Source organism: Pseudomonas yamanorum, assembly GCF_900105735.1.
In the GTDB taxonomy this organism is placed as follows: Bacteria; Pseudomonadota; Gammaproteobacteria; order Pseudomonadales; family Pseudomonadaceae; genus Aquipseudomonas; species Aquipseudomonas yamanorum.
This window is the reverse complement of the sequence record NZ_LT629793.1, coordinates 3,846,014-3,871,689: the sequence shown is the minus strand read 5'-3', so window position 1 is coordinate 3,871,689 and position 25,676 is coordinate 3,846,014. Positions and strand designations below refer to the sequence as shown.

General features: G+C 61.7%; 29 protein-coding genes. 17 read left to right on the top strand and 12 right to left on the bottom strand.

Features of this window, described 5'->3' with window-relative positions:
* Positions 1 to 10: 10 nt before the first annotated feature.
* The gene (locus tag BLU46_RS18195; RefSeq protein WP_093204081.1) at positions 11 to 1,015 is read left to right on the top strand and encodes an aspartate carbamoyltransferase catalytic subunit; all 1,005 of its coding nucleotides are present in this window, start codon (positions 11 to 13) and stop codon (positions 1,013 to 1,015) included.
* Positions 1,012 to 2,283, top strand: a complete 1,272-nt coding sequence (locus tag BLU46_RS18190) for a dihydroorotase (protein WP_093204076.1) — start codon at positions 1,012 to 1,014, stop codon at positions 2,281 to 2,283. The genes BLU46_RS18195 and BLU46_RS18190 overlap by 4 nt, the downstream gene beginning before the upstream one ends.
* Before the next feature lie 147 nt (positions 2,284 to 2,430).
* Here the strand turns inward: BLU46_RS18190 and BLU46_RS18185 are convergent, their stop codons facing one another.
* A complete protein-coding gene (locus BLU46_RS18185; protein WP_003213752.1) occupies positions 2,431 to 2,859 on the bottom strand; it encodes an NINE protein in 429 nt (142 codons plus the stop codon).
* A 249-nt stretch (positions 2,860 to 3,108) separates the two neighbouring features.
* Between BLU46_RS18185 and BLU46_RS18180 the strand changes: the two genes are divergently transcribed.
* Positions 3,109 to 3,744, top strand: a complete 636-nt coding sequence (locus tag BLU46_RS18180; protein ID WP_032868331.1) for a C40 family peptidase — start codon at positions 3,109 to 3,111, stop codon at positions 3,742 to 3,744.
* A 141-nt stretch (positions 3,745 to 3,885) separates the two neighbouring features.
* Here BLU46_RS18180 and BLU46_RS18175 read toward each other — a convergent pair whose 3' ends face one another.
* Complete coding sequence (locus BLU46_RS18175) at positions 3,886 to 4,920, bottom strand: type IV pilus twitching motility protein PilT (protein ID WP_063026516.1); 1,035 nt, start codon at positions 4,918 to 4,920, stop codon at positions 3,886 to 3,888.
* 57 nt (positions 4,921 to 4,977) lie between these two features.
* On the opposite strand from BLU46_RS18175, the gene BLU46_RS18170 reads away from it, so the two are divergent.
* The 9 genes from BLU46_RS18170 to BLU46_RS18130 all read left to right on the top strand — a co-directional run bounded on the left by BLU46_RS18170 (position 4,978) and on the right by BLU46_RS18130 (position 11,717).
* Positions 4,978 to 5,664, top strand: coding sequence for a YggS family pyridoxal phosphate-dependent enzyme (locus BLU46_RS18170; protein ID WP_093204071.1), 687 nt, complete (start codon positions 4,978 to 4,980; stop codon positions 5,662 to 5,664).
* 33 nt (positions 5,665 to 5,697) lie between these two features.
* Entirely contained in the window at positions 5,698 to 6,516 is an 819-nt protein-coding gene (gene proC / locus BLU46_RS18165; RefSeq protein WP_093204066.1) for a pyrroline-5-carboxylate reductase, read from the top strand.
* A 24-nt stretch (positions 6,517 to 6,540) separates the two neighbouring features.
* Positions 6,541 to 7,128, top strand: coding sequence for a YggT family protein (locus BLU46_RS18160; RefSeq protein ID WP_017476523.1), 588 nt, complete (start codon positions 6,541 to 6,543; stop codon positions 7,126 to 7,128).
* A 230-nt stretch (positions 7,129 to 7,358) separates the two neighbouring features.
* Entirely contained in the window at positions 7,359 to 8,498 is a 1,140-nt protein-coding gene (gene metX / locus BLU46_RS18155) for a homoserine O-succinyltransferase MetX (protein ID WP_093204061.1), read from the top strand.
* A gap of 7 nt (positions 8,499 to 8,505) precedes the next feature.
* Positions 8,506 to 9,126 (top strand): methionine biosynthesis protein MetW, encoded by a 621-nt coding sequence (metW, locus tag BLU46_RS18150; protein ID WP_076012994.1) that lies wholly within the window; start codon positions 8,506 to 8,508, stop codon positions 9,124 to 9,126.
* A 21-nt stretch (positions 9,127 to 9,147) separates the two neighbouring features.
* Positions 9,148 to 9,582: a DUF4426 domain-containing protein gene (locus tag BLU46_RS18145; RefSeq protein WP_017476526.1), complete on the top strand. Its 435-nt coding sequence runs from the start codon at positions 9,148 to 9,150 to the stop codon at positions 9,580 to 9,582.
* Positions 9,579 to 10,175 carry an RdgB/HAM1 family non-canonical purine NTP pyrophosphatase gene (gene rdgB, locus BLU46_RS18140; protein WP_093204057.1) on the top strand — a complete coding sequence of 199 codons (597 nt, stop codon included), beginning with the start codon at positions 9,579 to 9,581 and terminating at the stop codon, positions 10,173 to 10,175. The genes BLU46_RS18145 and rdgB overlap by 4 nt, the downstream gene beginning before the upstream one ends.
* Positions 10,172 to 11,374, top strand: coding sequence for a radical SAM family heme chaperone HemW (hemW, locus tag BLU46_RS18135; protein WP_093204052.1), 1,203 nt, complete (start codon positions 10,172 to 10,174; stop codon positions 11,372 to 11,374). The genes rdgB and hemW overlap by 4 nt, the downstream gene beginning before the upstream one ends.
* A gap of 19 nt (positions 11,375 to 11,393) precedes the next feature.
* A complete protein-coding gene (locus BLU46_RS18130; RefSeq protein WP_003213776.1) occupies positions 11,394 to 11,717 on the top strand; it encodes a DUF3392 domain-containing protein in 324 nt (107 codons plus the stop codon).
* A gap of 138 nt (positions 11,718 to 11,855) precedes the next feature.
* Here the strand turns inward: BLU46_RS18130 and trmB are convergent, their stop codons facing one another.
* The 4 genes from trmB to BLU46_RS18110 all read right to left on the bottom strand — a co-directional run bounded on the left by trmB (position 11,856) and on the right by BLU46_RS18110 (position 14,099).
* Positions 11,856 to 12,581 carry a tRNA (guanosine(46)-N7)-methyltransferase TrmB gene (gene trmB / locus BLU46_RS18125; protein WP_063026504.1) on the bottom strand — a complete coding sequence of 242 codons (726 nt, stop codon included), beginning with the start codon at positions 12,579 to 12,581 and terminating at the stop codon, positions 11,856 to 11,858.
* Positions 12,582 to 12,590: 9 nt separating this feature from the next.
* The gene (locus tag BLU46_RS18120) at positions 12,591 to 13,385 is read right to left on the bottom strand and encodes a thiazole synthase (protein ID WP_093204048.1); all 795 of its coding nucleotides are present in this window, start codon (positions 13,383 to 13,385) and stop codon (positions 12,591 to 12,593) included.
* Between the two features lie 64 nt (positions 13,386 to 13,449).
* Positions 13,450 to 13,650, bottom strand: a complete 201-nt coding sequence (thiS, locus tag BLU46_RS18115; protein WP_063026500.1) for a sulfur carrier protein ThiS — start codon at positions 13,648 to 13,650, stop codon at positions 13,450 to 13,452.
* A gap of 71 nt (positions 13,651 to 13,721) precedes the next feature.
* Entirely contained in the window at positions 13,722 to 14,099 is a 378-nt protein-coding gene (locus BLU46_RS18110; protein ID WP_093204045.1) for a DUF423 domain-containing protein, read from the bottom strand.
* Between the two features lie 74 nt (positions 14,100 to 14,173).
* On the opposite strand from BLU46_RS18110, the gene mtgA reads away from it, so the two are divergent.
* A complete protein-coding gene (gene mtgA / locus BLU46_RS18105; RefSeq protein WP_063026496.1) occupies positions 14,174 to 14,896 on the top strand; it encodes a monofunctional biosynthetic peptidoglycan transglycosylase in 723 nt (240 codons plus the stop codon).
* A gap of 195 nt (positions 14,897 to 15,091) precedes the next feature.
* Here the strand turns inward: mtgA and rpoH are convergent, their stop codons facing one another.
* From rpoH to ftsY, 4 genes are all read right to left on the bottom strand, one after another.
* Positions 15,092 to 15,946 (bottom strand): RNA polymerase sigma factor RpoH, encoded by an 855-nt coding sequence (gene rpoH / locus BLU46_RS18100; protein ID WP_003176698.1) that lies wholly within the window; start codon positions 15,944 to 15,946, stop codon positions 15,092 to 15,094.
* Positions 15,947 to 16,075: 129 nt separating this feature from the next.
* Positions 16,076 to 17,098, bottom strand: a complete 1,023-nt coding sequence (gene ftsX / locus BLU46_RS18095; RefSeq protein ID WP_017476532.1) for a permease-like cell division protein FtsX — start codon at positions 17,096 to 17,098, stop codon at positions 16,076 to 16,078.
* Positions 17,095 to 17,766: a cell division ATP-binding protein FtsE gene (ftsE, locus tag BLU46_RS18090; protein WP_017476533.1), complete on the bottom strand. Its 672-nt coding sequence runs from the start codon at positions 17,764 to 17,766 to the stop codon at positions 17,095 to 17,097. The genes ftsX and ftsE overlap by 4 nt, the downstream gene beginning before the upstream one ends.
* Complete coding sequence (ftsY, locus tag BLU46_RS18085; protein WP_093204042.1) at positions 17,763 to 19,178, bottom strand: signal recognition particle-docking protein FtsY; 1,416 nt, start codon at positions 19,176 to 19,178, stop codon at positions 17,763 to 17,765. The genes ftsE and ftsY overlap by 4 nt, the downstream gene beginning before the upstream one ends.
* Positions 19,179 to 19,410: 232 nt before the next feature.
* Between ftsY and BLU46_RS18080 the strand changes: the two genes are divergently transcribed.
* The 4 genes from BLU46_RS18080 to BLU46_RS18065 all read left to right on the top strand — a co-directional run bounded on the left by BLU46_RS18080 (position 19,411) and on the right by BLU46_RS18065 (position 23,947).
* The gene (locus BLU46_RS18080; RefSeq protein WP_093204039.1) at positions 19,411 to 20,766 is read left to right on the top strand and encodes a M16 family metallopeptidase; all 1,356 of its coding nucleotides are present in this window, start codon (positions 19,411 to 19,413) and stop codon (positions 20,764 to 20,766) included.
* Entirely contained in the window at positions 20,759 to 22,249 is a 1,491-nt protein-coding gene (locus BLU46_RS18075; protein WP_093204034.1) for a M16 family metallopeptidase, read from the top strand. Before BLU46_RS18080 ends, BLU46_RS18075 begins: the two co-directional genes overlap by 8 nt.
* The gene (gene rsmD / locus BLU46_RS18070; protein WP_063026488.1) at positions 22,249 to 22,860 is read left to right on the top strand and encodes a 16S rRNA (guanine(966)-N(2))-methyltransferase RsmD; all 612 of its coding nucleotides are present in this window, start codon (positions 22,249 to 22,251) and stop codon (positions 22,858 to 22,860) included. Before BLU46_RS18075 ends, rsmD begins: the two co-directional genes overlap by 1 nt.
* 91 nt (positions 22,861 to 22,951) lie before the next feature.
* Positions 22,952 to 23,947 (top strand): hydrolase, encoded by a 996-nt coding sequence (locus tag BLU46_RS18065; RefSeq protein ID WP_093204030.1) that lies wholly within the window; start codon positions 22,952 to 22,954, stop codon positions 23,945 to 23,947.
* 120 nt (positions 23,948 to 24,067) lie between these two features.
* On the opposite strand, the gene BLU46_RS18060 is transcribed toward BLU46_RS18065, so the two are convergent.
* Both BLU46_RS18060 and BLU46_RS18055 read right to left on the bottom strand, forming a co-directional pair.
* Positions 24,068 to 24,922, bottom strand: coding sequence for a sulfurtransferase (locus tag BLU46_RS18060; protein ID WP_063026484.1), 855 nt, complete (start codon positions 24,920 to 24,922; stop codon positions 24,068 to 24,070).
* 39 nt (positions 24,923 to 24,961) lie between these two features.
* Positions 24,962 to 25,633: a TetR/AcrR family transcriptional regulator gene (locus BLU46_RS18055; protein ID WP_003213791.1), complete on the bottom strand. Its 672-nt coding sequence runs from the start codon at positions 25,631 to 25,633 to the stop codon at positions 24,962 to 24,964.
* Positions 25,634 to 25,676 lie beyond the last annotated feature (43 nt).

Below are 25,676 nucleotides of genomic sequence, written 5' to 3'. Positions count from 1 at the left end.
AGTCCCCGCGATGACGCCTCTAGATGCCAAGCGCCCGCTGCAGCTCAATGCTCAGGGCCAGCTGCAACACTTCCTGTCCCTCGACGGCTTGCCCCGCGAACTGCTCACCGAAATCCTCGACACGGCCGACTCGTTCCTCGAAGTCGGCGGTCGGGCGGTGAAAAAAGTCCCGCTGTTACGCGGCAAGACCATCTGCAACGTGTTCTTCGAGAACTCGACCCGCACCCGCACCACCTTTGAGCTGGCGGCCCAGCGCCTGTCGGCCGACGTGATCACCCTGAACGTGTCCACCTCGTCGGCGAGCAAGGGCGAAACCCTGCTCGACACCCTGCGCAACCTGGAAGCCATGGCCGCCGACATGTTCGTGGTGCGCCACGGCGACTCCGGTGCTGCGCACTTCATCGCCGAGCACGTGTGCCCGAACGTGGCGATCATCAACGGCGGCGACGGCCGTCACGCCCACCCGACCCAAGGCATGCTCGACATGCTGACCATCCGCCGGCACAAGGGCAGCTTTGAAAACCTCTCGGTGGCCATCGTCGGCGACATCCTGCACTCGCGGGTAGCGCGCTCGAACATGCTGGCCCTGAAAGCCCTGGGTTGCCCGGACATCCGCGTGATCGCCCCCAAAACCCTGCTGCCGATCGGCATCGAGCAGTACGGCGTGAAGGTCTACACCGACATGACCGAAGGCCTCAAGGATGTGGACGTGGTGATCATGCTGCGCCTGCAGCGCGAGCGCATGGCGGGAGGCCTGTTGCCGAGCGAAGGCGAGTTCTATCGCCTGTTCGGCCTGACCACCGCGCGCCTGGCCGGCGCCAAGCCGGATGCCATCGTGATGCACCCGGGGCCGATCAACCGAGGGGTGGAGATTGAGTCGGCAGTGGCCGACGGCGCGCAGTCGGTGATTCTTAACCAGGTGACCTACGGCATCGCCGTCCGCATGGCCGTGTTGTCCATGGCCATGAGCGGGCAAACCGCACAACGTCAATTCGAGCAGGAGAACGCCCAGTGAAGCTCAGCATTCTCGGCGCCCGAGTCATCGATCCGGCCAGCGGCATGGATCAAGTCACCGATCTGCACCTGGAAGCCGGCAAGATCATTGCCATCGGCACCGCGCCCGCAGGCTTCAGCGCCAGTGAAACCATCGACGCCAAAGGCCTGATCGCCGCGCCCGGCCTGGTGGACCTGAACGTCGCCCTGCGCGAGCCGGGTTACAGCCGCAAGGGCAACATCACCAGCGAAACCCGTGCCGCCGCCGCCGGTGGCGTCACCAGCCTGTGCTGCCCGCCCCACACCAAGCCGGTGCTGGACACCTCGGCCGTGACCGAGCTGATCCTCGACCGCGCCCGCGAAGCCGGTAACTGCAAAGTGTTCCCCATCGGCGCCCTGAGCAAAGGCCTGGACGGCGAACAGCTGGCCGAGCTGATCGCCTTGCGCGATGCCGGCTGTGTAGCCTTTGGCAATGGTCTGGAGAGCTTTCGCAGCACCCGCACCCTGTGCCGCGCCCTGGAATATGCAGCGACCTTCGACCTGACGGTGATTTTCCACTCCCAGGACCGCGACCTGGCCGAAGGCGGCCTGGCCCACGAAGGCGCCACCGCCAGCTTCCTCGGCCTGCCGGGCATCCCGGAAACCGCCGAGACCGTGGCCCTGGCCCGGGACCTGCTGCTGGTGGAGCAAAGCGGCGTGCGTGCGCACTTCAGCCAGTTGACCAGCGCTCGGGGCGTGGCCCTGATCGCTCAGGCCCAAGCCCGCGGTTTGCCGGTGACGGCGGATGTGGCGTTGTATCAGCTGATTTTGACGGACGAGGCGCTGATCGACTTCTCCAGCCTGTATCACGTGCAGCCACCCCTGCGTACTCGCGCTGACCGTGACGGTTTGCGGGCGGCGGTGAAGTCCGGGGTGGTTTCGGCGATTTCCAGCCATCACCAACCCCACGAGCGTGACGCCAAGCTGGCGCCGTTCGGCGCGACGGAACCGGGTATCAGCAGCGTCGAGCTGTTGCTGCCGCTGGCAATGACATTGGTGGAGGATGGCTTGCTGGACCTGCCGACGCTGCTGGCGCGCCTCAGTGCAGGCCCTGCCCAGGCCCTGCGCCTGCCGGCGGGCAAGTTGGCAGTGGGTTCGGCGGCGGACCTGGTGCTGTTTGATCCGGCCAGCTCCACGATTGCCGGGGAGCACTGGCTGTCCAAGGGTGAGAACTGCCCGTTCATCGGCCATAGCCTGCCGGCGACCGTGCGGTACACCTTGGTGGATGGGCGGATCAGCTACCAGGCCTGAAAACCGATCCAGAGTGGGCACAGTCAGTGTGGGAGCTGGCTTGCCTGCGATGCGGGCACCTCGGTGTATCTGATGCACCGAGGCGATGCTATCGCGGGCAAGCCCGGCTCCCACATTGGCCGTGCCCACATGGGATTTGTGTGAGGCTTAACGACCGCCGTTGCGCTCGGCATTGCGGATCGAAATCTGCGTATTCAACGTCCAGAAGTCATACAACACGCCGATCAGGAACAAGCCCCCAGTCAGCAAGTAAATGATCCCGCTGATCCATTTGCCCTGATACATGCGGTGCAACCCGAACACGCCCAGGAACGCCAACAGGATCCAGGCCACGTTGTATTCAATCGGCCCGGCCGTAAATCGCAGGTCCGCTTCCCGGTCCATTGCCGGAATCAGGAACAAGTCGATCAGCCAGCCAATCCCGAACAAACCGAAGGTGAAAAACCAGATCGTCCCGGTCACCGGCTTGCCGTAATAAAAGCGGTGAGCACCGGTAAAACCGAAAATCCAGAGCAGGTAACCGATCACCTTGCTGTGGGTGTCTTGTTGCGAAACATCCTGTCGATAGGTGTTCATGGAGTACCTCTTTTGCCTCGATAGATAAATTTTTTCATTTTCTTTGTGACTTTTTTACGGGCGCCCGACGCACGGCAAATGGTATCTTCCTTCCCGCAAAGCCTTATGCCACCTGACCTGAGTAGGACAATAGCGGCAATTCGTCGCGTTTTTCCTGAATTTGACCCCAGGGTTCAGTCGACAAACGGCCTTAGAACGACACAAAAAACTGTTATAAAGTTGCGCGCAAACCAAAAAGAGCCACGCCTAATGCGACCATTTTTCAAGACATGGCTAACCATCTGCCTATTAATGCCACTGGCCGCCCACGCCACCAATCGTGAGCAACGACTTCCCAACGTTAACGGTTTCACCCCTAAAGTTCACGCTACCACCAGCTCCGCCAAATCGGTGAAGCTGACCGTGAAACGCCCGACTCAACTGAGCAAGGCCCATGGTAAAACAGCACCAGGGCTGATGGCCGTCAACACCAAGCAAAGCAGCAACGTCCTCAGCCGCGCCGTCAACGTGCTCGGTACCCCTTATCGTTGGGGCGGCAGCAGCCCAAGTAAAGGGTTCGACTGCAGTGGTTTGGTGAAATATGCGTTTAACGACGTAAAAGCCGTGGATTTGCCGCGCACTTCAAACGCCATGGCCGCCGGCCACGGGCTGAAAGTTGAGCGCAAGGACTTGAAACCGGGTGACCTGCTGTTCTTCAAACTGAAGAGCCGCCAGGTCAACCACGTTGCCATTTACCTGGGCAACGACCGTTTCATCCACGCACCGCGTCGTGGCAAGTCCGTGAGCATCGATACGCTGAAGAAGCCGTTCTGGGACAAGAACTACGTGATTGCCAAGCGTGTCCTGCCTAAAGAGCAGAACAATCTGCGGATTGTGCAGCGCTGATACCCGGCCGACTTGGGAGCGGGCTTGTGTGGGAGCGGGCTTGCTCGCGAATGCGGAGTGTCAGTCGATACATGCTTGACTGATACACCGCATTCGCGAGCAAGCCCGCTCCCACATTAGTTTTTCATCGCCCACGCGACCTCAAATATCCCCAGGCACCCTCGCCTTCTCCCGCGCATGTTCCCGGCTGATCAGCCCCTGGCTGACCAACGCCTTCAAGCTCATGTCAAGCGTCGTCATCCCCAGCGCCCCACCGGTCTGGATCGCCGAATACATCTGCGCCACCTTGTCCTCGCGGATCAGGTTACGGATCGCCGGTGTACCCAGCATGATTTCATGCACCGCCACCCGCCCGCCGCCGACTTTCTTCACCAGCACCTGAGACACCACCGCCTGCAATGACTCCGAGAGCATCGAGCGGACCATGGCCTTTTCCCCTGCCGGAAACACATCCACCACCCGATCCACGCTTTTAGCCGCCGACGTGGTGTGTAACGTGCCGAACACCAGGTGCCCGGTTTCCGCCGCCGTCAACGCGAGCCGAATGGTTTCCAGATCCCGCAATTCGCCCACCAGGATCACATCCGGGTCCTCCCGCAATGCCGAACGCAGGGCGGCCGAGAAGCTATGGGTGTCGCGATGCACTTGCCGCTGGTTGACCAGGGCGTTTTTCGGTTGATGGATGAACTCGATCGGGTCTTCGAGGGTGAGGATGTGCTGGCGACGATGGGTGTTGAGGTAATCGATCATCGCCGCCAGGGTGGTGGACTTGCCAGAACCGGTCGGCCCGGTGACCAGTACCAGCCCCCGAGGCAGGTCCGCGATGCGCCGGAACACCTCGCCCAACCCGAGGCTTTCCAAACTCTGCACCGTTGAGGGAATGGTACGAAACACGGCGCCCATGCCCCGGTGCTGCTGGAACACATTCACCCGAAACCGCGCCACCTCGGGTAACTCGAAGGCAAAATCCGTTTCAAGAGATGTTTCGAAATCCTTTTGCTGATGATTGTTCAGCAAGGGGCTGAGTAACTCCGCGATTTGCGTAGGTTCAAGCACCGGCCAGTCCAGAGGCCAGACTTCGCCATCAACTCGCAACATTGGCGCCAACCCGGCCGACAAATGCAGGTCCGAGGCCCGCCGGCGTACGCCGGCAGCCAGCAGTTCAGTGATATCCATAGGGCTTTCCATTTCCAGTAGAATGCCGCGGACTCCATATCCACGGGCGCAACTTGAATGTCGACCATAGCAGACAACATAAGCCTGGTTTCCGAGCGGATCCGAGCCGCGGCCCAAGCCTCGCAACGCGACGCAGACAGCGTGCACCTGTTGGCCGTGAGCAAGACCAAACCCGCACAAGCCGTGCGCGAAGCCTATGCCGCCGGGCTGCGTGATTTTGGCGAGAACTATCTGCAGGAAGCCCTGGGCAAACAGGCCGAATTAACCGACCTGCCCTTGAGTTGGCACTTCATCGGCCCCATTCAATCGAACAAGACTCGTGCGATCGCCGAGAACTTCGCTTGGGTGCATTCCGTGGACCGCCTGAAAATCGCACAACGCCTGTCCGAGCAACGCCCGGCTGACCTGCCACCGCTGAACATCTGCATCCAGGTCAACGTCAGTGGCGAAGCCAGCAAGTCCGGCTGTACACCCGCCGACCTGCCCGCCCTGGCCGAAGCCATCAGCGCCCTGCCGCGCCTGAAGCTGCGTGGCTTGATGGCGATCCCCGAGCCAACCGGCGACCGTGCAGAGCAGGACGCAGCCTTCGCCACCGTACGCGACCTGCAAGCGAGCCTGAACCTGGGGCTCGATACACTTTCCATGGGCATGAGCCATGACCTTGAGTCGGCCATCGCCCAAGGGGCCACCTGGGTGCGGATCGGTACTGCCCTGTTTGGTGCCCGCGACTACGGCCAGCCGTGAAATGGCTGACTTCCATTTGAATAAGGACCTGTCATGAGCAACACGCGTATTGCCTTTATCGGCGCCGGCAACATGGCGGCCAGCCTGATCGGCGGCCTGCGGGCCAAGGGCCTGGAAGCACAACAGATTCGCGCCAGCGACCCGGGCGCCGATACTCGCGCCCGCGTCAGCGCCGAGCACGGCATCGACACCTTCGCCGACAACGCAGAAGCGATTGAAGGCGTGGACGTGGTGGTGCTGGCGGTTAAGCCACAAGCCATGAAAGCCGTGTGCGAAAGCCTGCGCCCAAGCCTCAAGCCCCATCAACTGGTGGTGTCCATCGCCGCCGGCATCACCTGCGCCAGCATGACCCACTGGCTCGGCGCCCAGCCGATTGTGCGTTGCATGCCCAACACCCCGGCGCTGCTGCGCAAGGGCGTGAGCGGCTTGTACGCCACGTCCGAAGTCACTGCCCAACAGCGTGATCAGGCACAGGAGCTGCTATCCGCCGTGGGTATCGCCGTGTGGCTGGAACACGAGCAGCAACTGGACGCTGTCACCGCCGTGTCCGGCAGCGGCCCGGCGTATTTCTTTCTGCTGATCGAGGCCATGACCGCTGCTGGCGTGAAACTCGGCCTGCCACAGGAAGTCGCCGAGCAATTGGCCGAGCAAACCGCACTGGGCGCCGCGCAGATGGCCGTGACCAGTGATGTCGACGCCTCCGAGCTGCGCCGTCGCGTGACCTCGCCGGGCGGTACAACCCAAGCGGCAATCGAATCGTTCCAGGCCGGGGGCTTTGAAGCCCTGGTGGAAAAAGCACTGGGTGCCGCAGCACATCGTTCGGCCGAAATGGCCGAGCAGCTGGGCAAATAGTCGTCCCCCACATAGGAATTAAACATGCTCGGAATCAATGACGCTGCCATTTTCATCATCCAGACCCTGGGCAGCCTGTACCTGCTGATCGTGCTGATGCGTTTTATCCTGCAACTGGTGCGGGCGAACTTCTACAACCCGCTGTGCCAGTTCGTGGTGAAGGCCACGCAACCGCTGCTCAAGCCACTGCGCCGGGTAATCCCGAGCATGTTCGGCCTGGACATGTCCTCGCTGGTGCTGGCGCTGCTGCTGCAGATCCTGCTGTTCGCGGTCATCCTGCTGCTCAACGGCTACCAGGCCACCACGCTGCTGTTGCTGCCGTGGGCATTGATCGGGATTTTCTCGCTGTTTTTGAAGATCATTTTCTGGTCAATGATCATCAGCGTGATCCTGTCGTGGGTCGCCCCGGGCAGCCGCAGCCCTGGCGCAGAGTTGGTGGGGCAGATCACTGAACCGGTGCTGGCACCGTTCCGTCGCCTGATACCGAACCTGGGTGGCCTGGATATCTCGCCGATCTTCGCGTTTATCGCCATTCAGCTGCTGCAAAGCTGGGTGATTCCGCGTCTGGCTTTCTATGCATTCATGCCCAAAGAACTGTTCGGTCTGATCTGACGACAATGTGGCGAGGGAGCTTGCTCCCGCTGGGCTGCGCAGCAGCCCCAAAAAGGCCGACCGCGTTGCACGTGCAGAATCGCGATGGCCGGCTTGGGACCGCTTCGCGCTCCAGCGGGAGCAAGCTCCCTCGCCACAAAAAGCCTTAAAAACACCAGCAGCAGGCCTTTGCTTGCCGCTGGGTGCAGCGGTCTTTAGACTTACGCCTCATTTAAACGAGAGCAGGGTCGATGCCAGCTGCCTTCCCCCCCGATTCTGTTGGACTGGTCGTGCCCCAAGTGGCGCACTTCAGCGAACCGCTGGCCCTGGCCTGCGGCCGTTCGCTGCCCGCCTACGACCTGATCTATGAAACCTACGGCCAACTGAACACCACGGGCAGCAATGCCGTGCTGATCTGCCACGCCCTGTCCGGCCATCACCACGCTGCTGGGTTCCACAGCATGGACGAGCGCAAGCCCGGCTGGTGGGACAGCTGCATCGGCCCCGGCAAACCGATCGACACCAACAAGTTCTTCGTGGTCAGCCTGAACAACCTCGGCGGCTGCAACGGTTCCACTGGCCCCAGCAGCCTCAACCCGGAAACCGGCAAGCCGTTTGGCGCCGATTTCCCGGTACTGACCGTGGAAGACTGGGTGCACAGCCAGGCGCGCCTGGCCGACGTACTGGGCATCGCCCAATGGGCCGCCGTGATCGGCGGCAGCCTGGGCGGCATGCAGGCCCTGCAATGGACCATCACCTACCCGGACCGCGTACGCCACTGCCTGGCCATCGCCTCGGCCCCCAAGCTGTCGGCCCAGAACATCGCCTTCAACGAAGTGGCGCGCCAGGCAATCCTCACCGACCCGGAGTTCCACGGCGGTTCGTTCCAGGAAGCGGGGGTGATCCCCAAGCGCGGGCTGATGCTCGCGCGCATGGTCGGGCACATCACCTACCTGTCGGATGATTCCATGGGCGAGAAATTCGGCCGTGGCCTCAAGAGCGAGAAGCTCAACTACGACTTCCACAGCGTCGAGTTCCAGGTCGAGAGCTACCTGCGTTATCAGGGTGAGGAGTTTTCCGGGCGTTTCGACGCCAACACCTACCTGCTGATGACCAAGGCCCTGGACTACTTCGACCCGGCGGCGAACTTCGACGACGACCTGGCGCGCACCTTCGAGGCGGCCACCGCCAAGTTCTGCGTGATGTCGTTCACCACCGACTGGCGCTTCTCCCCGGCCCGCTCGCGAGAACTGGTGGATGCGCTGATGGCCGCGAAGAAAGACGTCTGCTACCTGGAGATCGACGCACCGCAAGGCCACGACGCCTTCCTGATCCCGATCCCGCGCTACCTGCAGGCCTTCAGCAACTACATGAACCGAATCGCACTGTGAGAACGCCATGAGAGCCGACCTGGAAATCATCCAAGACTGGATCCCCGCCGGCAGCCGCGTGCTCGACCTGGGTTGCGGCGATGGCGAACTGCTGAGCTGGCTGCGCGACAACAAGCAAGTCACCGGCTATGGCCTGGAAAACGACCCGGACAACATCGCCCAGTGCGTGGCCAAGGGCATTAACGTGATCGAGCAGGACCTGGACAAGGGCCTCGGCAACTTTGCCAGCAACAGCTTCGACATCGTGGTCATGACCCAGGCCCTGCAAGCCGTGCACTACCCGGACCGGATCCTCGACGAAATGTTGCGGGTCGGCCGCCAGTGCATCATTACTTTCCCCAATTTCGGCCACTGGCGCTGCCGCTGGTACCTGGCCACCAAGGGCCGCATGCCGGTATCGGATTTCCTGCCCTACACCTGGTACAACACGCCCAACATCCACTTCTGCACCTTCGAAGACTTCGAAGCGCTGTGCAGCGAGCGCGAAGCCAAAGTCATCAACCGCCTTGCCGTCGATCAACAGCACCGTCACGGCTGGGCGAGTAAGCTATGGCCCAACCTGCTGGGTGAGATCGGGATCTACCGGGTCAGCAGCCCGGGCCTGACGGACCACCAGATTGCCGTCTAACCATTTTCAAGGAGGACGAACATGAGTCGTTTGGCTACTTTTTTACTCACCGCGTGCCTGAGCGTCAGCGCTATGGCGGCGGATGTTATCGATGGTAATCGCCAGAAAGAATTCGGCGATATCACGGTGCACTACAACACCCTGACCACCAGTTTCCTGACACCGGAAATGGCCCAGGAAGCCGGGATCGTACGCAGCAAAGAGCTGGGCATGATCAATGTGTTCGTGAACAAGGGCGTCGAATCGATAGACGCCACCGTCACCGGCACGATCAAAGACCTGAGCGGCAAGAGCGAGATGCTGACGTTCAAGAAAATCACCCAGAAAGGTTCTACGCTTTACGTCGCCCAGTACCCGGTGCCGCAGCAGGAAACCAAGATTTTCACCATCAACGTTGAAACCGGTGGCAAAGCCCACGGTTTCAGTTTCAACCAGGAACTGTTTCCGGCCGAATGATGAACCTCACACAACTCGTACTGGCCAGCCATAACGCCGGCAAGCTCAAAGAACTCCAGGCCATGCTCGGCGACTCGGTGCAATTGCGCTCGATTGGCGAGTTCAGCCAGGTAGAGCCGGAAGAGACCGGCCTTTCGTTCGTCGAGAACGCCATCCTCAAGGCCCGTAATGCTGCGCGCATTTCCGGCCTGCCGGCACTGGCCGATGATTCGGGCTTGGCCGTGGATTTCCTCGGTGGTGCCCCAGGCATCTACTCGGCGCGTTACGCCGACGGCAAAGGCGATGCGGCCAACAACGCCAAACTGCTCGACGCCCTCAAGGACGTGCCCGACGCGAAGCGCGGCGCACAGTTCGTCTGCGTACTGGCCCTGGTGCGTCACGCCGATGATCCACTGCCGATCCTCTGTGAAGGCCTGTGGCACGGTCGCATCCTGCACGCGGCCAGCGGCGAGCACGGCTTTGGCTACGACCCGCTGTTCTGGGTGCCGGAGCGCAATGTCTCCAGTGCCGAACTGAGCCCGGCCGACAAGAACCAGATCAGCCACCGCGCCCGCGCAATGGATTTGCTGCGCCAGCGTCTGGGCCTGAAATGACCCAGAACACCTCCGCGCAGCCACTGATTCTCGGTGGCGCGCAAACACCTCGGGCGGCCCTGCCTCACCTGCCGCCCCTGGCGCTGTACATCCACATCCCGTGGTGCGTGCGCAAATGCCCCTATTGCGACTTCAACTCCCACACCGCGAGTAAAGTGCTGCCGGAAGAAGAGTACGTCGACGCATTGCTGGCCGACCTCGATCAGGACCTGCACGCGGTGTATGGCCGTGAGCTGAGTTCGATCTTTTTCGGCGGCGGCACCCCGAGCCTGTTCAGCGCCACTGCGCTGGGCCGGTTGCTCAAGGGCGTGGAAGCGCGCGTCCCGTTTGCCAGCGACATCGAGATCACCCTGGAAGCCAACCCTGGCACCTTCGAGCAAGAGAAGTTCGTGGCGTACCGCAAGCTGGGGATCAATCGGCTGTCGATTGGTATCCAGAGTTTCCAGCAGGAAAAACTCGAAGCCCTGGGCCGTATCCACAACGGTGACGAAGCCGTGCGTGCCGCCGGGATGGCGCGCCAGGCCGGGTTCGACAACTTCAACCTGGACCTGATGCACGGCTTGCCCGATCAGTCCCTGGACGACGCCCTGAGCGACCTGCGCCAGGCCATTGCCCTCAAGCCCACGCACCTGTCCTGGTATCAACTGACCCTGGAACCCAACACCGTGTTCTGGAACCAGCCGCCCGTGCTGCCGGAAGACGACACCCTGTGGGACATTCAGGAAGCCGGCCAGGCGTTGCTCGCCGAACACGGTTACGCCCAGTACGAAGTCTCGGCCTACGCCCAACCGGGTCGGCCGGCGCGGCACAACCTGAACTACTGGAGCTTTGGCGATTTTATCGGCATCGGCGCCGGTGCCCACGGCAAGCTCAGCCATCTGGATGGGCGCATCGTGCGCACCTGGAAAACCCGGGCGCCGAAGGACTACCTCAACCCGGCGAAAAACTACCAGGCCGGTGCGAAAGAACTGACCAACGAAGAGTTACCGTTCGAGTTCCTGATGAACGCCCTGCGCCTCACCGACGGCGTCGAAGCCAGGCTTTATGCCGAGCGCACCGGCCTTGAGCTGGCGAGTCTCGATGAGGCCCGTCGCGAAGCAGAACAAAGTGGCTTAATGCAGGTCGAACCGTCACGCCTGGCGGCCACCGACCGCGGGCAACTCTTTCTCAATGACCTGCTGCAGAAGTTTTTGAGCTGATTGCTCTTAAGGAAATCGAATGGATCTGGTACTCGACCTGCTCGCCACCGTATCCCGCTGGAGCCGTAGCAACCTGTCGGAAATCTCCCTGGCGTTAGTAGGCTGCCTGCTGGTGCTGTTTGGCGCCGACATCAAGGGCTGGGTCGAAGCACGACTGGGCAGCATCGCGGGCGCGCTGCGCGTACCGCTGATGGCGCTGGTGTGCATGATCGGCAGCGGCGCGGCACTGATCTATGCCACACCGTGGATTGTTCGCGGGTTGAGCCAGTTCAACAACTACAGCCTGGCACCGGTGTTGTTGGTGGTGCTGGTGTTGATTGGGGTGGTGGCGGATCGCCGCTGACTCAAGCCCCACACAAAACAAAATGTGGGAGCTGGCTTGCCTGCGATGCAGAAACCTCGGTGTATCAGTGATACCGAGGTGATGCTATCGCAGGCAAGCCAGCTCCCACAGTTGATTGCATTTCAGCTTTCGAGCTAATTACGCCAGCTTCTCGAACTTCAAATCCCAAACCCCATGCCCGAGTCGCTCGCCGCGACGTTCGAACTTGGTGATCGGCCGCTCGGCCGGGCGCGGGACGCATTTGCCGTCTTCCGCCAGGTTGCGGTAGCCAGGGGCGACGTTCATCACTTCCAGCATGTATTCGGCATACGGCTCCCAGTCGGTGGCCATGTGCAGGATGCCGCCCACTTTCAGCTTGCTGCGCACCAGTTCCGCGAAGGAAGCCTGGACGATGCGGCGCTTGTGGTGACGGCTCTTGTGCCATGGGTCGGGGAAGAACAGCATCAGGCGGTCGAGGCTGTTGTCGGCGATGCAGCGGTTGAGCACTTCGATCGCGTCGCAGTCGTAGACCCGCAGGTTGGTCAGGCCCTGAGTCAACACGCCGTTAAGCAGCGCGCCAACACCCGGACGGTGTACTTCAACCCCGATAAAATCCTGCTCCGGCGAAGCCGCAGCCATTTCCAGCAGGGAATGGCCCATGCCGAAGCCGATTTCCAGGGAACGTGGCGCCGAGCGGCCGAACACCTGGTCGTAATCCACCGGTGCGTCCACCAGCGGCAGGACGAACAGCGGCGTGCCCTGCTCCAGGCCTTTTTGCTGGCCTTCGGTCATGCGACCGGCGCGCATCACAAAACTCTTGATGCGGCGGTGCTTGGACTCGTCGCCTTCTTCCAGGGTGTTCGGCGTTTCGTTTGATTCAGTCATCAATGGCTCTTACTTGATCAGACCATCCAGCGGCGAGGAGGCGCTGGCGTAAAGTTTTTTCGGCATGCGCCCGGCGAGGTACGCCAGGCGGCCGGCGACGATTGCGTGTTGCATGGCTTCGGCCATCATGATCGGCTGCTGGGCATGGGCGATGGCCGAGTTCATCAGCACCGCATCGCAACCCAGTTCCATGGCGATGGTAGCGTCGGAGGCAGTGCCCACGCCCGCATCCACCAGTACCGGGATCTTGGCTTCTTCGAGGATGATCTGCAGGTTGTACGGATTGCAGATACCCAAACCGGAACCGATCAGACCGGCCAGCGGCATTACCGCGATGCAGCCGATTTCGGCCAGTTGGCGGGCAATGATCGGGTCATCGCTGGTGTAAACCATCACGTCGAAGCCTTCCTTGACCAGGGTTTCGGCGGCCTTGAGGGTTTCGATCACGTTGGGGAACAGGGTTTTCTGGTCGGCCAGCACTTCCAGCTTCACCAGGTTGTGGCCGTCGAGCAACTCACGGGCCAGGCGGCAGGTGCGCACGGCTTCGATGGCGTCGTAGCAACCAGCAGTGTTTGGCAAGAAGGTGTAGCGATCCGGCGACAGCACTTCGAGCAGGTTCGGCTCGCCCTCGATCTGGCCGAGGTTGGTACGGCGCACGGCGAAGGTAACGATCTCGGCACCCGAGGCTTCGATGGCCAGGCGGGTTTCTTCCATGTCGCGGTACTTGCCGGTGCCGACCAGCAGACGCGACTGGAAGGTACGACCGGCCAGGACGAAAGGCTTGTCGCTACGAACGATGCTCATGGGAAATCCTCGAGTTGGGGTGAGGTTCTGCAGAATACGGGTTGGCGCTCTTGGCGCGGGGCGGCTAGCCGCCGCCGATGGCGTGGACCACTTCGACCTGGTCACCTTCGGTGAGCGCGGTCTCGGCGTGTTGGCTACGCGGGACGATATCCTGGTTGAGCTCCACTGCGACGCGACGCCCGGTCAAATCCAGACGGGTCAGCAGGGCCGAAACGGTTTCACCGTCGGGCAGTTCAAAAGATTCGCCGTTCAATTGAATGCGCATGCCACGGGCCGCCATCGTTTTTAGGGGCCAGCATTCTAGCGTGATTGGCGTTGCTGGCCCAAGCCCCTTGGTCAGGCAGCCTGTAGACGCCACGCCGCCAAACCGAGGAAGAACCAGCCCAGCAGGAACGCCAGGCCACCAAACGGGGTGATGATGCCGAGCTTGCTGATGCCGGTCATGGTCAGCACATACAGGCTGCCGGAGAACAGCAGGATGCCGATGGTGAACGAGATGCCCGCCCAGGTGACCAGTCGACCGGGAATGTGCACCGCCAGCAATGCCACGCCGAACAGCGCCAGGGTGTGCACCAGTTGGTAGGTCACGCCGGTGTGGAAAATCGCCAGGTACTCGGCGCTCAGGCGGTTTTTCAGGCCGTGGGCGGCAAACGCGCCCAGGGCAACGCCGGTGAAACCGAAAAAGGCAGCCAGCATCAGAAAGCCACGCAACATGAGGAACTCCAGTCAGACTCAGTGGGCAGGGTCTGTATAATGGCCCGCTCAACGGGTTCGGCCAAGCCATCTCTATGCTGCGTCTCCTCTTCAAGCGTTTTCTCAAAGTCCTCAAGTGGTTTGCCATCGGCAGCGTGCTGCTGGTGCTGCTGTTCCGTTTCGTGCCGCCACCGGGAACTGCGCTGATGGTTGAGCGCAAGGTCGAATCCTGGGTCGACGGCGAGCCGATTGACGTACAGCGCACCTGGGTGCCGTGGGATCAGATCTCCGACGAGCTTAAAGTGGCGGTGATGGCGGGCGAAGACCAGCGCTTCCCGCAGCATTGGGGTTTTGATTTCGACGCGATCCAGGCGGCGTTGCTGCATAACGAGCGCGGCGGTTCGATTCGCGGCGCCAGCACCTTGAGCCAGCAGGTGTCGAAGAACCTGTTTTTGTGGACCGGACGCAGCTATTTCCGCAAGGGCCTGGAAGCCTGGTTTACCGGGCTGATCGAGATTCTCTGGCCCAAGCAGCGAATTCTTGAGGTCTACCTCAACAGCGTGGAATGGGATGAAGGCGTGTTCGGCGCCGAAGCGGCAGCGCGGCATCATTTTGGGGTGAGTGCCAAGGCGCTGACCCGCCAGCAGGCCAGCTACCTGGCGGCGGTGCTGCCTAACCCACGGGTGTGGAGCGCCAGCCATCCAACATCGTATGTGGCGCGACGGGCGGCGTGGATTCGGCAGCAGATGAGTCAGTTGGGTGGCGACAGCTACCTGAATGAGCTGAACAACTCGCGCAAGGCGCCTTGGGCTGACTGACACCCCACAAAACAACTGCAGGAGCTGGCTTGCCTGCGATAGCGGTGTGTCGGCCTGCAGGTGTGTTGGCTGACGGGCCCTCATCGCAGGCAAGCCAGCTCCCACAGTGGACCGAGCTGAATTCGAGTTGTGCGAACACAAACAAAAATGCCCCGATCTCTCGATCGGGGCATTTTTTTGTCACTTCGCTGCCGTTTAGGCGGCGATCGACAGTTTCAGCTTGTTCATCGCACTCTTCTCGAGCTGGCGAATCCGCTCAGCCGACACGTTGTACTTCTGCGCCAGGTCGTGCAGCGTGGCTTTTTCTTCTGCCAGCCAACGCTGGTAGAGGATGTCACGGCTGCGGTCGTCCAGCACTTCCAGCGCTTCGTGCAGGTTGTGGTTGGAGTTGTCGCTCCAGTCAGCATCTTCCAGTTGACGCGCCGGGTCGTACCGGTGGTCTTCCAGGTAGTTGGCCGGCGATTGGAAGGCGCTGTCGTCGTCCGCTTCAGCGGCCGGGTCGAAGGCCATGTCATGGCCGGTCAGGCGACTTTCCATCTCGCGCACTTCACGTGGCTCTACGCCAAGGCTTTCGGCCACGCGATGCACTTCTTCGTTGTTCAGCCAGGCCAGGCGTTTCTTCTGGCTGCGCAGGTTGAAGAACAGTTTGCGCTGGGCCTTGGTGGTCGCGACTTTCACGATGCGCCAGTTGCGCAGGATGAATTCGTGAATTTCCGCCTTGATCCAGTGCACAGCAAACGACACCAGGCGCACACCCATTTCCGGGTTGAAGCGCTTTACAGCTTTCATCAGGCCAACGTTGCCTTCCTGAATCAGGTCAGCCTGGGCCAGACCGTAGCCGGAATAGCTACGGGCGATATGTACGACAAAACGCAGGTGGGCGAGCACCATCTGCCGAGCCGCCCCCAAATCCTGCTCATAGTAGAGACTCTCGGCCAGTTCACGCTCCTGCTCGGGCGTCAGCAATGGAATGCTGTTGACCGTGTGCACATAGGCCTCCAGGTTCGCACCCGGGACCAGAGCATAAGCAGGTTGCAAAGAAGTGGTCATACGAAAAAACCTCCGACTCACATAACTCGTGCAGTTCAGCACTGCGAAAATTGACCGGGAACCGTAGGACAAGTTCCCTAAACCACTGATACGGTCAATACAAACGAAACCACATTACCCTGACATTAACTACTTCGGTGCCAGCTCACGTAAATGCCGTGCGACCGCAATCCACGCACCGATATACCCCAAGAGCACTGCCCCAAGCAACAATGACAGACCATCGGCTGCCGGCACGCCGGCCAAGGCAAAATCACTGCCGTACAGGCCAGCAAGCCCCACCACCGCGTCGTTCAGCCAGTTCAGGCCAAAAGCCAGTACGCCCCAGGACAAAATCCCCGCACCGAAGCCATAAAGCGCGCCCATGTACAGAAAAGGCCGACGCACATAGCTGTCCGTGCCGCCGACGAGTTTAATCACTTCTATCTCGGTGCGGCGGTTTTCAATATGAAGACGAATGGTATTACCTATCACCAAAAGTAATGCAGAAACCAGCAACACCGTCAGGCCGAACACAAACCGGTCGCCCAGCTTGAGAATTGCCGCCAACCGCTCCACCCAGACTAGATCAAGTTGGGCCTGCTGCACCTTCGGCAGCTCTGCGAGTTTTTGTCGCAGGGCTTCCAGGGTCGTCTTGTCCACCTCATTCGGCGTTACCAGCACCACGCCCGGCAGCGGGTTTTGCGGCAGCTCCTTGAGCGCCTCACCCAGGCCGGACTGTTGCTGGAACTCTTCCAGGGCCTGATCGCGGCTGATGTATTCAGCCTCGGCCACACCTGGAAGCTCTTTGATCTCGTCGCGCAGGGACTCGCCGTCTTTGGTGCTGGCATCCAGGTTCAGGTACAGCGAAATCTGCGCCGCCCGCTGCCATGAGCCGCCAAGGCGCTCGACGTTATTGAGCAGCAGCGACAACCCCATCGGCAGGCTCAAGGCCACGGCCATGACCAGGCAGGTAAAGAAGCTGCCAATCGGCTGTTTGCCCAGGCGACGCAGGCTGTCTACCAGGCTCGCGCGGTGACTTTCGATCCAGGCGTGCACCAGGGTGCCGAAGTCCGGGCCGTCGTCTTCGTCGCGTTTCTTCTTCTGAGGTTGCGGGTCGGCCGCTTTCGGCGCGACGCGTTCGGAAACCTTAGGGCTGCGTGTAGCACTCATACCCCAGCCTCCCCGTCGCCAATCAGGCGGCCGCGCTGCAGGGTCAACATGCGGTGACGCATGCGGGCGATCAGCGCCAGGTCGTGACTGGCGATCAGCACGCTGGTGCCGAGGCGGTTGATGTCTTCGAACACCCCCATGATTTCGGCGGCCAGGCGCGGGTCGAGGTTACCGGTGGGTTCGTCCGCCAGCAGCAAGGCCGGGCGATGGACGATGGCGCGGGCGATGCCGACGCGCTGTTGCTGGCCGGTGGACAGGTCGCCTGGGTACAGGTCGGTCTTGTCCGAGAGCGCGACGCGCTCCAGGGCCGAATCCACGCGCTTGATGATTTCGGCCTTGGACAGCCCGAGAATCTGCAATGGCAAGGCGATGTTGTTGAACACCGTGCGATCGAACAGCAACTGGTGATTCTGGAACACCACGCCGATCTGGCGACGCAGGAATGGAATCTGTGCGTTGCTGATGGTGGCCAGGTCCTGGCCCGCCAGCAGCAATTTGCCGGTGGTTGGGCGTTCCATGGCCAGCAGCAGGCGCAGCAAGGTACTTTTACCGGCACCCGAATGGCCGGTCACAAACAAGAATTCGCCGCGACGCACCCGGAAACTCAGCTCATGCAAGCCGACATGCCCGTTGGCGTAGCGTTTACCGACCTGTTCGAAACGAATCATGAACGCTCCCGCTCGGCAAACAGTGCCTGTACAAAGGGTTCGGCTTCAAAAGTGCGCAGGTCGTCGATGCCTTCACCGACGCCGATATAACGAATCGGCAACCCGAACTGCTTGGCCAGGGCGAAGATCACGCCGCCTTTGGCCGTGCCGTCGAGCTTAGTCAATGCCAGGCCGGTCAGTTGGACCGTCTGGTGGAATTGTTTGGCCTGGCTGATGGCGTTCTGGCCGGTACCGGCGTCCAGCACCAGCAACACCTCGTGGGGCGCGTCGGCATCGAGCTTGCCGATCACGCGGCGAACTTTCTTCAATTCTTCCATCAGGTTGTCTTTGGTGTGCAGGCGACCGGCGGTATCGGCGATCAGCACGTCAATGTTGCGGGCCTTGGCAGCCTGCACCGCATCGAAGATCACCGAGGCCGAGTCGGCGCCGGTGTGCTGGGCGATGACCGGGATCTTGTTGCGCTCGCCCCAGACCTGCAACTGCTCCACGGCAGCAGCACGGAACGTGTCACCGGCGGCCAGCATGACCTTCTTGCCTTCCAGCTGAAGCTTCTTGGCCAGCTTGCCGATGGTGGTGGTCTTGCCGGCGCCGTTGACGCCGACCACCAGAATCACAAACGGTTTTTTCTGCGTATCAATGACCAGCGGTGCTTCCACCGGCTTGAGCATGGCCGCCAGCTCAGCCTGCAGCGACTTGTAGAGTGCATCGGCGTCGGTCAACTGCTTGCGCGCAACCTTCTGGGTCAGGCTCTGGATGATCACGGCGGTGGCTTCGACGCCCACGTCGGCCGTCAGCAGACGGGTTTCGATGTCTTCCAGCAGCTCGTCATCGATGGTCTTTTTGCCGAGGAACAGGCTGGCCATGCCTTCGCCGATGCTGGCGCTGGTCTTGCTCAGGCCTTGCTTGAGGCGGGCAAAGAAGCCGGTCTTGCTGGTTTCGGCAGGAGCAGCAGGCTCTTCGATGATGGCTGGCGCGGCGACTGCGACCGGAGCAGGCTCGGCGACAACCGGTGCAGGCACCTCAATCACTGGCGGCGCTTCGACCACAACCGGCGCAGGCTCCACGAGGGCCGGAATCGGCGGCGTCACATGCCCGGCCTGCTCGTCTTCAACCAGTGCCACGGGCTCTTCCGCCACCGGCAACACCAGCCACGGTTTGTGCTCAGGCTCGGCTTCTGGCTCAGGCTCTGCCTCAATCACCGGCTGCAACACCGGCTCGGCCATCGGCAACACCACCGGGGCCGGGGTTTCGGCAACCGGTTCGGCTTCTACTGGGGATTCAGGGATCGGTTCTGCTTGAACCTGTGGCTGTTCGACGACGGTTTCCTGCGGCTTTTTGCGCAGCCATCCGAACAGGCCTTTTTTCTCGCCAGCCGCAGCTGGGGTCTTCTTGTCGTCGTTGGAACCAAACATGGAGACGGCTATCTCAAGGTAGCGACGCGCCGAGGGGCACGTCGGTAAATAAAATTCGATGCGTAACAGACTGTTTTTTAGCCAGCTCGTTCATGCGCAACATTTTGTAAGGCCTAAATAGGGCCTCAACAAGACAGCCGTAGTGGCCGTCCCTAGGTCGGATCAGTATCCTAGCACCTCCTCGCCCGCCTACGCTAAGACCAAGCGGGCAGCTCAACAGGTTTAAAAACGAATGAATGCTCTAGCCCGCCGCGCCGCAGGCCTGCTGCTCAGCACAGTTTGTCTGCCCCTTTCAGCTTTGGCTGCCGACCCACAACCCACCCACGAATTCACCCTCGACAACGGCCTCAAGGTCGTCGTGCGCGAGGACCATCGCGCCCCGGTGGTGGTTTCCCAGGTCTGGTACAAGGTTGGCTCCAGCTATGAAACCCCGGGCCAGACCGGTTTGTCCCACGCCCTGGAGCACATGATGTTCAAGGGCAGCGCCAAGGTCGGCCCCGGCGAAGCCTCGTTGATCCTGCGTGACCTGGGCGCCGAAGAAAACGCCTTCACCAGTGACGACTACACCGCTTACTACCAGGTGCTGGCCCGTGACCGCCTGGGCGTTGCCTTCGAACTGGAAGCCGACCGCATGGCCAGCCTGCGTCTGCCGGCCGACGAGTTCAGCCGCGAGATCGAGGTGATCAAGGAAGAGCGCCGGATGCGCACCGACGACAACCCGATGTCCAAGGCCTACGAGCGCTTCAAGGCCATGGCCTACCCGGCCAGCGGCTACCACACGCCGACCATCGGCTGGATGGCCGACCTGGACCGCATGAAGGTTGAAGAGCTGCGCCACTGGTACCAATCCTGGTACGTGCCGAACAACGCCACCCTGGTAGTGGTGGGCGACGTGACCCCGGATGAGGTCAAGACCCTGGCCCAACGCTACTTCGGCCCGATCCCCAAGCGCGACGTGCCACCGGCGAAAATCCCACTGGAACTGGCCGAGCCCGGCGAACGCCTGCTGACAATGCACGTACAGACCAAACTGCCCAGCGTGATCCTTGGTTTCAACGTGCCCAGCCTCGCCACCGCTGAAGACAAGCGTTCGGTCAACGCCTTGCGCCTGATCTCGGCCCTGCTGGACGGCGGCTACAGCGCGCGCATCTCGACGCAACTGGAGCGCGGCGAAGAGCTGGTGTCCGGCGGTGCGTCGAGCTACGACGCCTACACCCGCGGTGACAGCCTGTTCACCTTGACCGCCACCCCGAACCTGCAGAAGAAAAAGACCGTGGCCCAGGCTGAAGCCGGCCTGTGGCGCCTGCTGGATGAACTGAAGGCCAAGCCACCGAGCGCAGAAGAACTGGAGCGTATCCGCGCCCAAGTCATCGCCGGGGTGGTTTACCAACGCGACTCGATCACCAGCCAAGCCACTGCCATCGGCTCCCTGGAGACCGTCGGCCTGTCCTGGAAACTCATGGACACCGAGCTTGCCGAGCTGCAAAGCGTAACCGCCGAAGATATCCAGAAAGCTGCACGCACTTATTTCACCCGCGAACGTCTCAGCGTCGCCCATGTTTTGCCTGAGGAGACCGCTCATGAGTGAACGTAAAAACAACCGTCTGGTGCTGCCCGGTTTGATCGTGGTCACGTTGGCTGCGGCGTGCGCGGTGTATTTCCTGCGCCCGAGCGAATCCGTCGCCAGCCAGGCGCTGGAGCAGGCCAAGTCCGCCAACAAGCTGCAATCCCTGGCCGAGCTGGACGACAAGGCACCGACCAACCGCAAGCTCGACGTGCAAACCTGGACCACCGCCGAAGGCGCCAAGGTGCTGTTCGTCGAAGCCCATGAACTGCCGATGTTCGACATGCGCATCCTGTTCGCCGCCGGCAGCAGCCAGGACGGCAACACACCGGGCCTGGCGCTGTTGACCAACGCAATGCTCAACGAAGGCGTGCCAGGCAAAGACGTCAGCCAGATTGCCGCCGGTTTCGACGGCTTGGGTGCCGACTTCAGCAATGGTGCCTACCGCGACATGGCGCTGGTTTCCCTGCGCAGCCTGAGCGCCAGCGACAAACGTGACGCTGCCCTGTCGCTGTTTGACGACGTGATCGGCAAGCCGACCTTCCCCGCCGACTCCCTGGCGCGGATCAAGAACCAGCTGCTGGCCGGCTTTGAATACCAGAAGCAAAACCCCGGCAAACTGGCGAGCATCGAGCTGTTCAAGCAGCTCTATGGCGACCACCCTTACGCCCATCCGAGCGAAGGCAACGCCGAGAGCGTGCCGAAGATCACCCTCGCGCAGTTGAAGGACTTCCACGCCAAGGCCTACGCCGCCGGCAACGCGGTGATTTCTGTAGTCGGCGATCTGACCCGCGCCGAAGCCGAAGCCATGACTGCCAAGGTCTCCGCTTCACTGCCTAAAGGCCCCGCGCTGGCGAAGATCGCCCAACCGGCGGAGCCGAAGGCTGGCACCACACATATCGAGTTCCCGTCCAAGCAGACAACCCTGCTGCTGGCGCAACTGGGCATCGACCGTGCCGACCCGGACTATGCCGCGCTGTCCCTGGGCAACCAGATCCTCGGCGGCGGCGGCTTCGGCACCCGCTTGATGAGCGAAGTACGCGAGAAACGTGGCCTGACCTACGGCGTATACTCTGGCTTTTCGCCGATGCAGGTACGCGGCCCGTTCATGATCAACCTGCAAACCCGCGCCGAAATGAGCGCTGGCACCTTGAAACTGGTGCAGGACGTGCTGGCCGACTACCTGAAGACCGGCCCCACCCAAAAAGAACTTGATGACGCCAAGCGCGAACTGGCCGGCAGCTTCCCGCTGTCCACCGCGAGCAACGCCGATATCGTCGGGCAACTGGGCGCCATGGGTTTCTACAACTTGCCGCTGAGCTACCTGGAAGATTTCATGAAACAATCCCAGGCGCTGACCGTTGACCAGGTCAAAGCTGCTTTGAACAAACATTTGAGTGCCGACAAGCTGGTCATCGTGACCGCCGGCCCAACGATTGCGCAAAAGCCACTACCGCCCCCCACAGATAAACCCGCCGAGCAGCCGCTCGGGGTTCCGGAGCATTAATGGCCCGTCCATCCCGTCCCAAAAAACCCGTCCACAACGTTCACAACGGTGTGGGCCAACTGCGCATCATCGGTGGAGAATGGGGCAGCCGTAAGCTGAGCTTCCCCGACGTCGTGGGCCTGCGCCCGACGCCCGACCGCGTGCGTGAAACCCTGTTCAACTGGCTAGCGCCGTATATCGCCGGGGCCAAGGTGCTGGACCCGTTCGCGGGCAGCGGCGCGTTATTCCTCGAAAGCCTGTCCCGTGGCGCTGCACTGGGCCAGGCGCTGGATGCCAGCAACGTGGCGGTTGCCAGCCTCAAGGAACACCTGGGCACCCTGCGTTGCACCACGGGGCAAGTGCAGACGGCTGATGCGCTGCGTTACCTGGAAACCCAGGAAGCCCGTGAGTTTGACGTGGTGTTCCTCGATCCGCCGTTTAACCAGAACCTGCTGCCGACCGTTTGCGCGTTGCTGGAAGAGCGCCAGTGGTTGGCTCCGGATGCCTGGATCTACACTGAAAGCGAAACCGCACCGTCCACGCTCGGCCTGCCGGGCACCTGGCGCCTGCACCGCGAGCAGAAATCCGGCCGGGTGTATTACGCATTGTGGCAACGCACGACACAAAGCTAACCCCTGTGGCGAGGGAGCTTGCTCCCTCGCCACAGCAAGCTCCCTCGCCACAGGTTGCTTATCCGCTCTGCCACCTGCCGCGAGAACCATCGTGTCAAAAACGTCCGACCGCTTCACCCCCGCCTTCGGCCTCGGCAACCCGCACCTGCAAACGCTGTGGGGACCGCTGTGGCGCAAAACCACCCACATCGAACGCCAGCGCGAACGGCTGTGGCTCGCAGACGGGGACTTCCTCGACCTCGACTGGCACGGACCCCATGACGCAACCACCCCGTTGGTGCTGGTACTGCACGGGCTGACCGGCTCGTCCAACTCGCCCTATGTAGCCGGCCTGCAAAAAGCCCTGGCGGCTCAAGGCTGGGCCAGCGTGGCGCTCAACTGGCGTGGCTGTTCCGGCGAGCCCAACCTGCTCGCCCGCAGCTACCATTCCGGCGCCAGTGAAGACCTGGCCGAAACCATCGCTCACTTGCGGGCCAAGCGCCCGTTGGCGCCGCTGTATGCGGTGGGTTATTCGTTGGGCGGCAATGTGCTGCTCAAGCACTTGGGTGAAACCGGTGAAGCCTCCGGGCTGCAAGGCGCGGCCGCCGTGTCGGTGCCGTTTCGCCTGGATCAGTGCGCTGATCGCATCGGGCTGGGGTTTTCGCGGGTGTATCAAAAGCATTTCATGCGCGAAATGCTGGCCTATATCCGTGTCAAACAAAGCCGTTTTCTAAAGGATGGCCACGAGGCTGGCCTGAAAACCCTGGCCGACTTGGGCTCGCTGGAGAAGATGCGCACGTTCTGGGACTTTGACGGCCGCGTCACCGCGCCGCTGCACGGGTTCCTCAGCGCCGAGGACTATTACCGCCGGGCCTCAAGCCGCTATTACCTCGGAGCGATTCGCACACCCACCCTGATCATCCAGGCCGCAGACGACCCATTCGTGTTCACCCACAGCCTGCCCGAGGCCAGCGAGCTGTCGGACTGCACCGAGTTCGAACTGCTGACCAAGGGCGGGCATGTCGGGTTTGTCGATGGCTCGCTGAAACAGCCAACTTACTACCTGGAACGACGAATCCCAGAGTGGCTACTGACACAACGCCGATAAAAATGTGGGAGCGGGCTTGCTCGCGAAGGCGGTGTATCAGCCAATATATCTGCGACTGACACACCGCCTTCGCGAGCAAGCCCGCTCCCACACTTTGGATCAGACCGGGTCAGGCAGACCTCAGTCGCCTGTCGCAACTTCCCGCTTTGGATCAGTGATCCACTCGCTCCACGACCCCGCGTACAACTTGCCCAACGGGTAACCCGCCAGACACAACGCAAACAGGTTGTGGCAGGCAGTCACGCCCGAACCGCAGTAAGCCACCAGGTCATCCGGCGAGCGATCTTGCAGCTTGGCGGCGAAACGTTGCTTGAGCTGGTCCGCCGGCAGGAAACGGCCGTCGCTGCCCAGGTTTTCATTGAACGCCGCACACTGCGCACCGGGAATATGCCCGGCAACCGGATCGATCGGCTCCACTTCACCGCGAAAGCGCGGCTGGGCGCGGGCGTCGATCAGGGTCAGGCCGGGTTGGCCGAGGCGTTTTTGCAGGTGTTCGGCATCCAGTTGCAGGTGGTTGTCCGGCGAGCCGCTGAAGGTACCGGGCTCGATCACCGGGGCATCCAGGCTCAGGGGGAAGCCCGCCGCGTGCCAGGCTTTCAGGCCACCATCGAGGATAAACACCCCGTCGCGCTTGCCCAGCCAGGCCAGCAGCCACCAGGCGCGGGCGGCATAGGCACCGGGGCCGTCGTCATACAAAACGATATCGCTGTCAGCGTTGACGCCCCAAGCCCGCAGTTGCCGGATAAACGCATCCGGCGCCGGCAGCGGATGACGGCCGGTCACGCCCTTGGTTACCGGCCCGCTGAGGTGGCGTTCCAGATCGGCATACTGCGCCCCTTCGATATGCCCTTCGGCGTAGCTGCACAGGCCGTAATCCGGGTCTTCCAGGGCAAAGCGGCAATCGAGGATCACCAGCCCGCCGGACTGCTGGCGCTCGGCCAGTTGCTGGGGGCTGATCAGTTGAGCAAGCGGCATGACTGACTCCTGTGGCTAGGTTAGCGTTCGGGAAACATCCTACTTCACTTCTTCCAGCGCCTGATTCAACGGCACGTAAAACTCTTTGAACAGAGCATCCACCGCGTCCTTGGCCTTAGGGGTGATAAACCCGGCTTCCAACACCAGCACCTGGTACACACCGCGCTTGATGGCCTCAGCGCTCAGGTGCGTGGACTTTTCATTGGTGGTGCACAGGAAGCGCACCCATGAGGTGAGGATGATCCAGGCGTTGAGGGTCAGGGCTTCGGTTTGTACCGGGTCCATGTTCAGGATGCCGGCATCGACAAAACCCTGATAGATGGCCGCACCCTGGATCAGGCAGCGCTGGGAAAACCGCCGGTAGCCGGTAGCCAGCTCCGGGTCGCTTTCCAGCAGGTGTTCGAGGTCACGGTGCAAAAAGCGGTAGCGCCACATGCCGGCGAGCACCGCCTGCAGGTAGAAGCGCTTGTCTTCCACGGTCACCGCACGGCCCTGGGGCGGGCGCAGGAAACTGTCCACCAACGCTTCGTACTCACGAAACAGCACCGCGATAATCGCCTGCTTGTTGGGGAAGTGGTAGTACAGGTTGCCCGGGGAAATTTCCATATGGGCAGCGATATGGTTGGTGCTGACACTGCGCTCGCCCTGCTGGTTAAACAGCTCCAGGCTGGTTTGCACAATGCGCTCGCTGGTCTTTACTCGTGGTGCCATGGGAAATCAACTTCTAGACCCGTGATGGCGGCATCTTACGGAC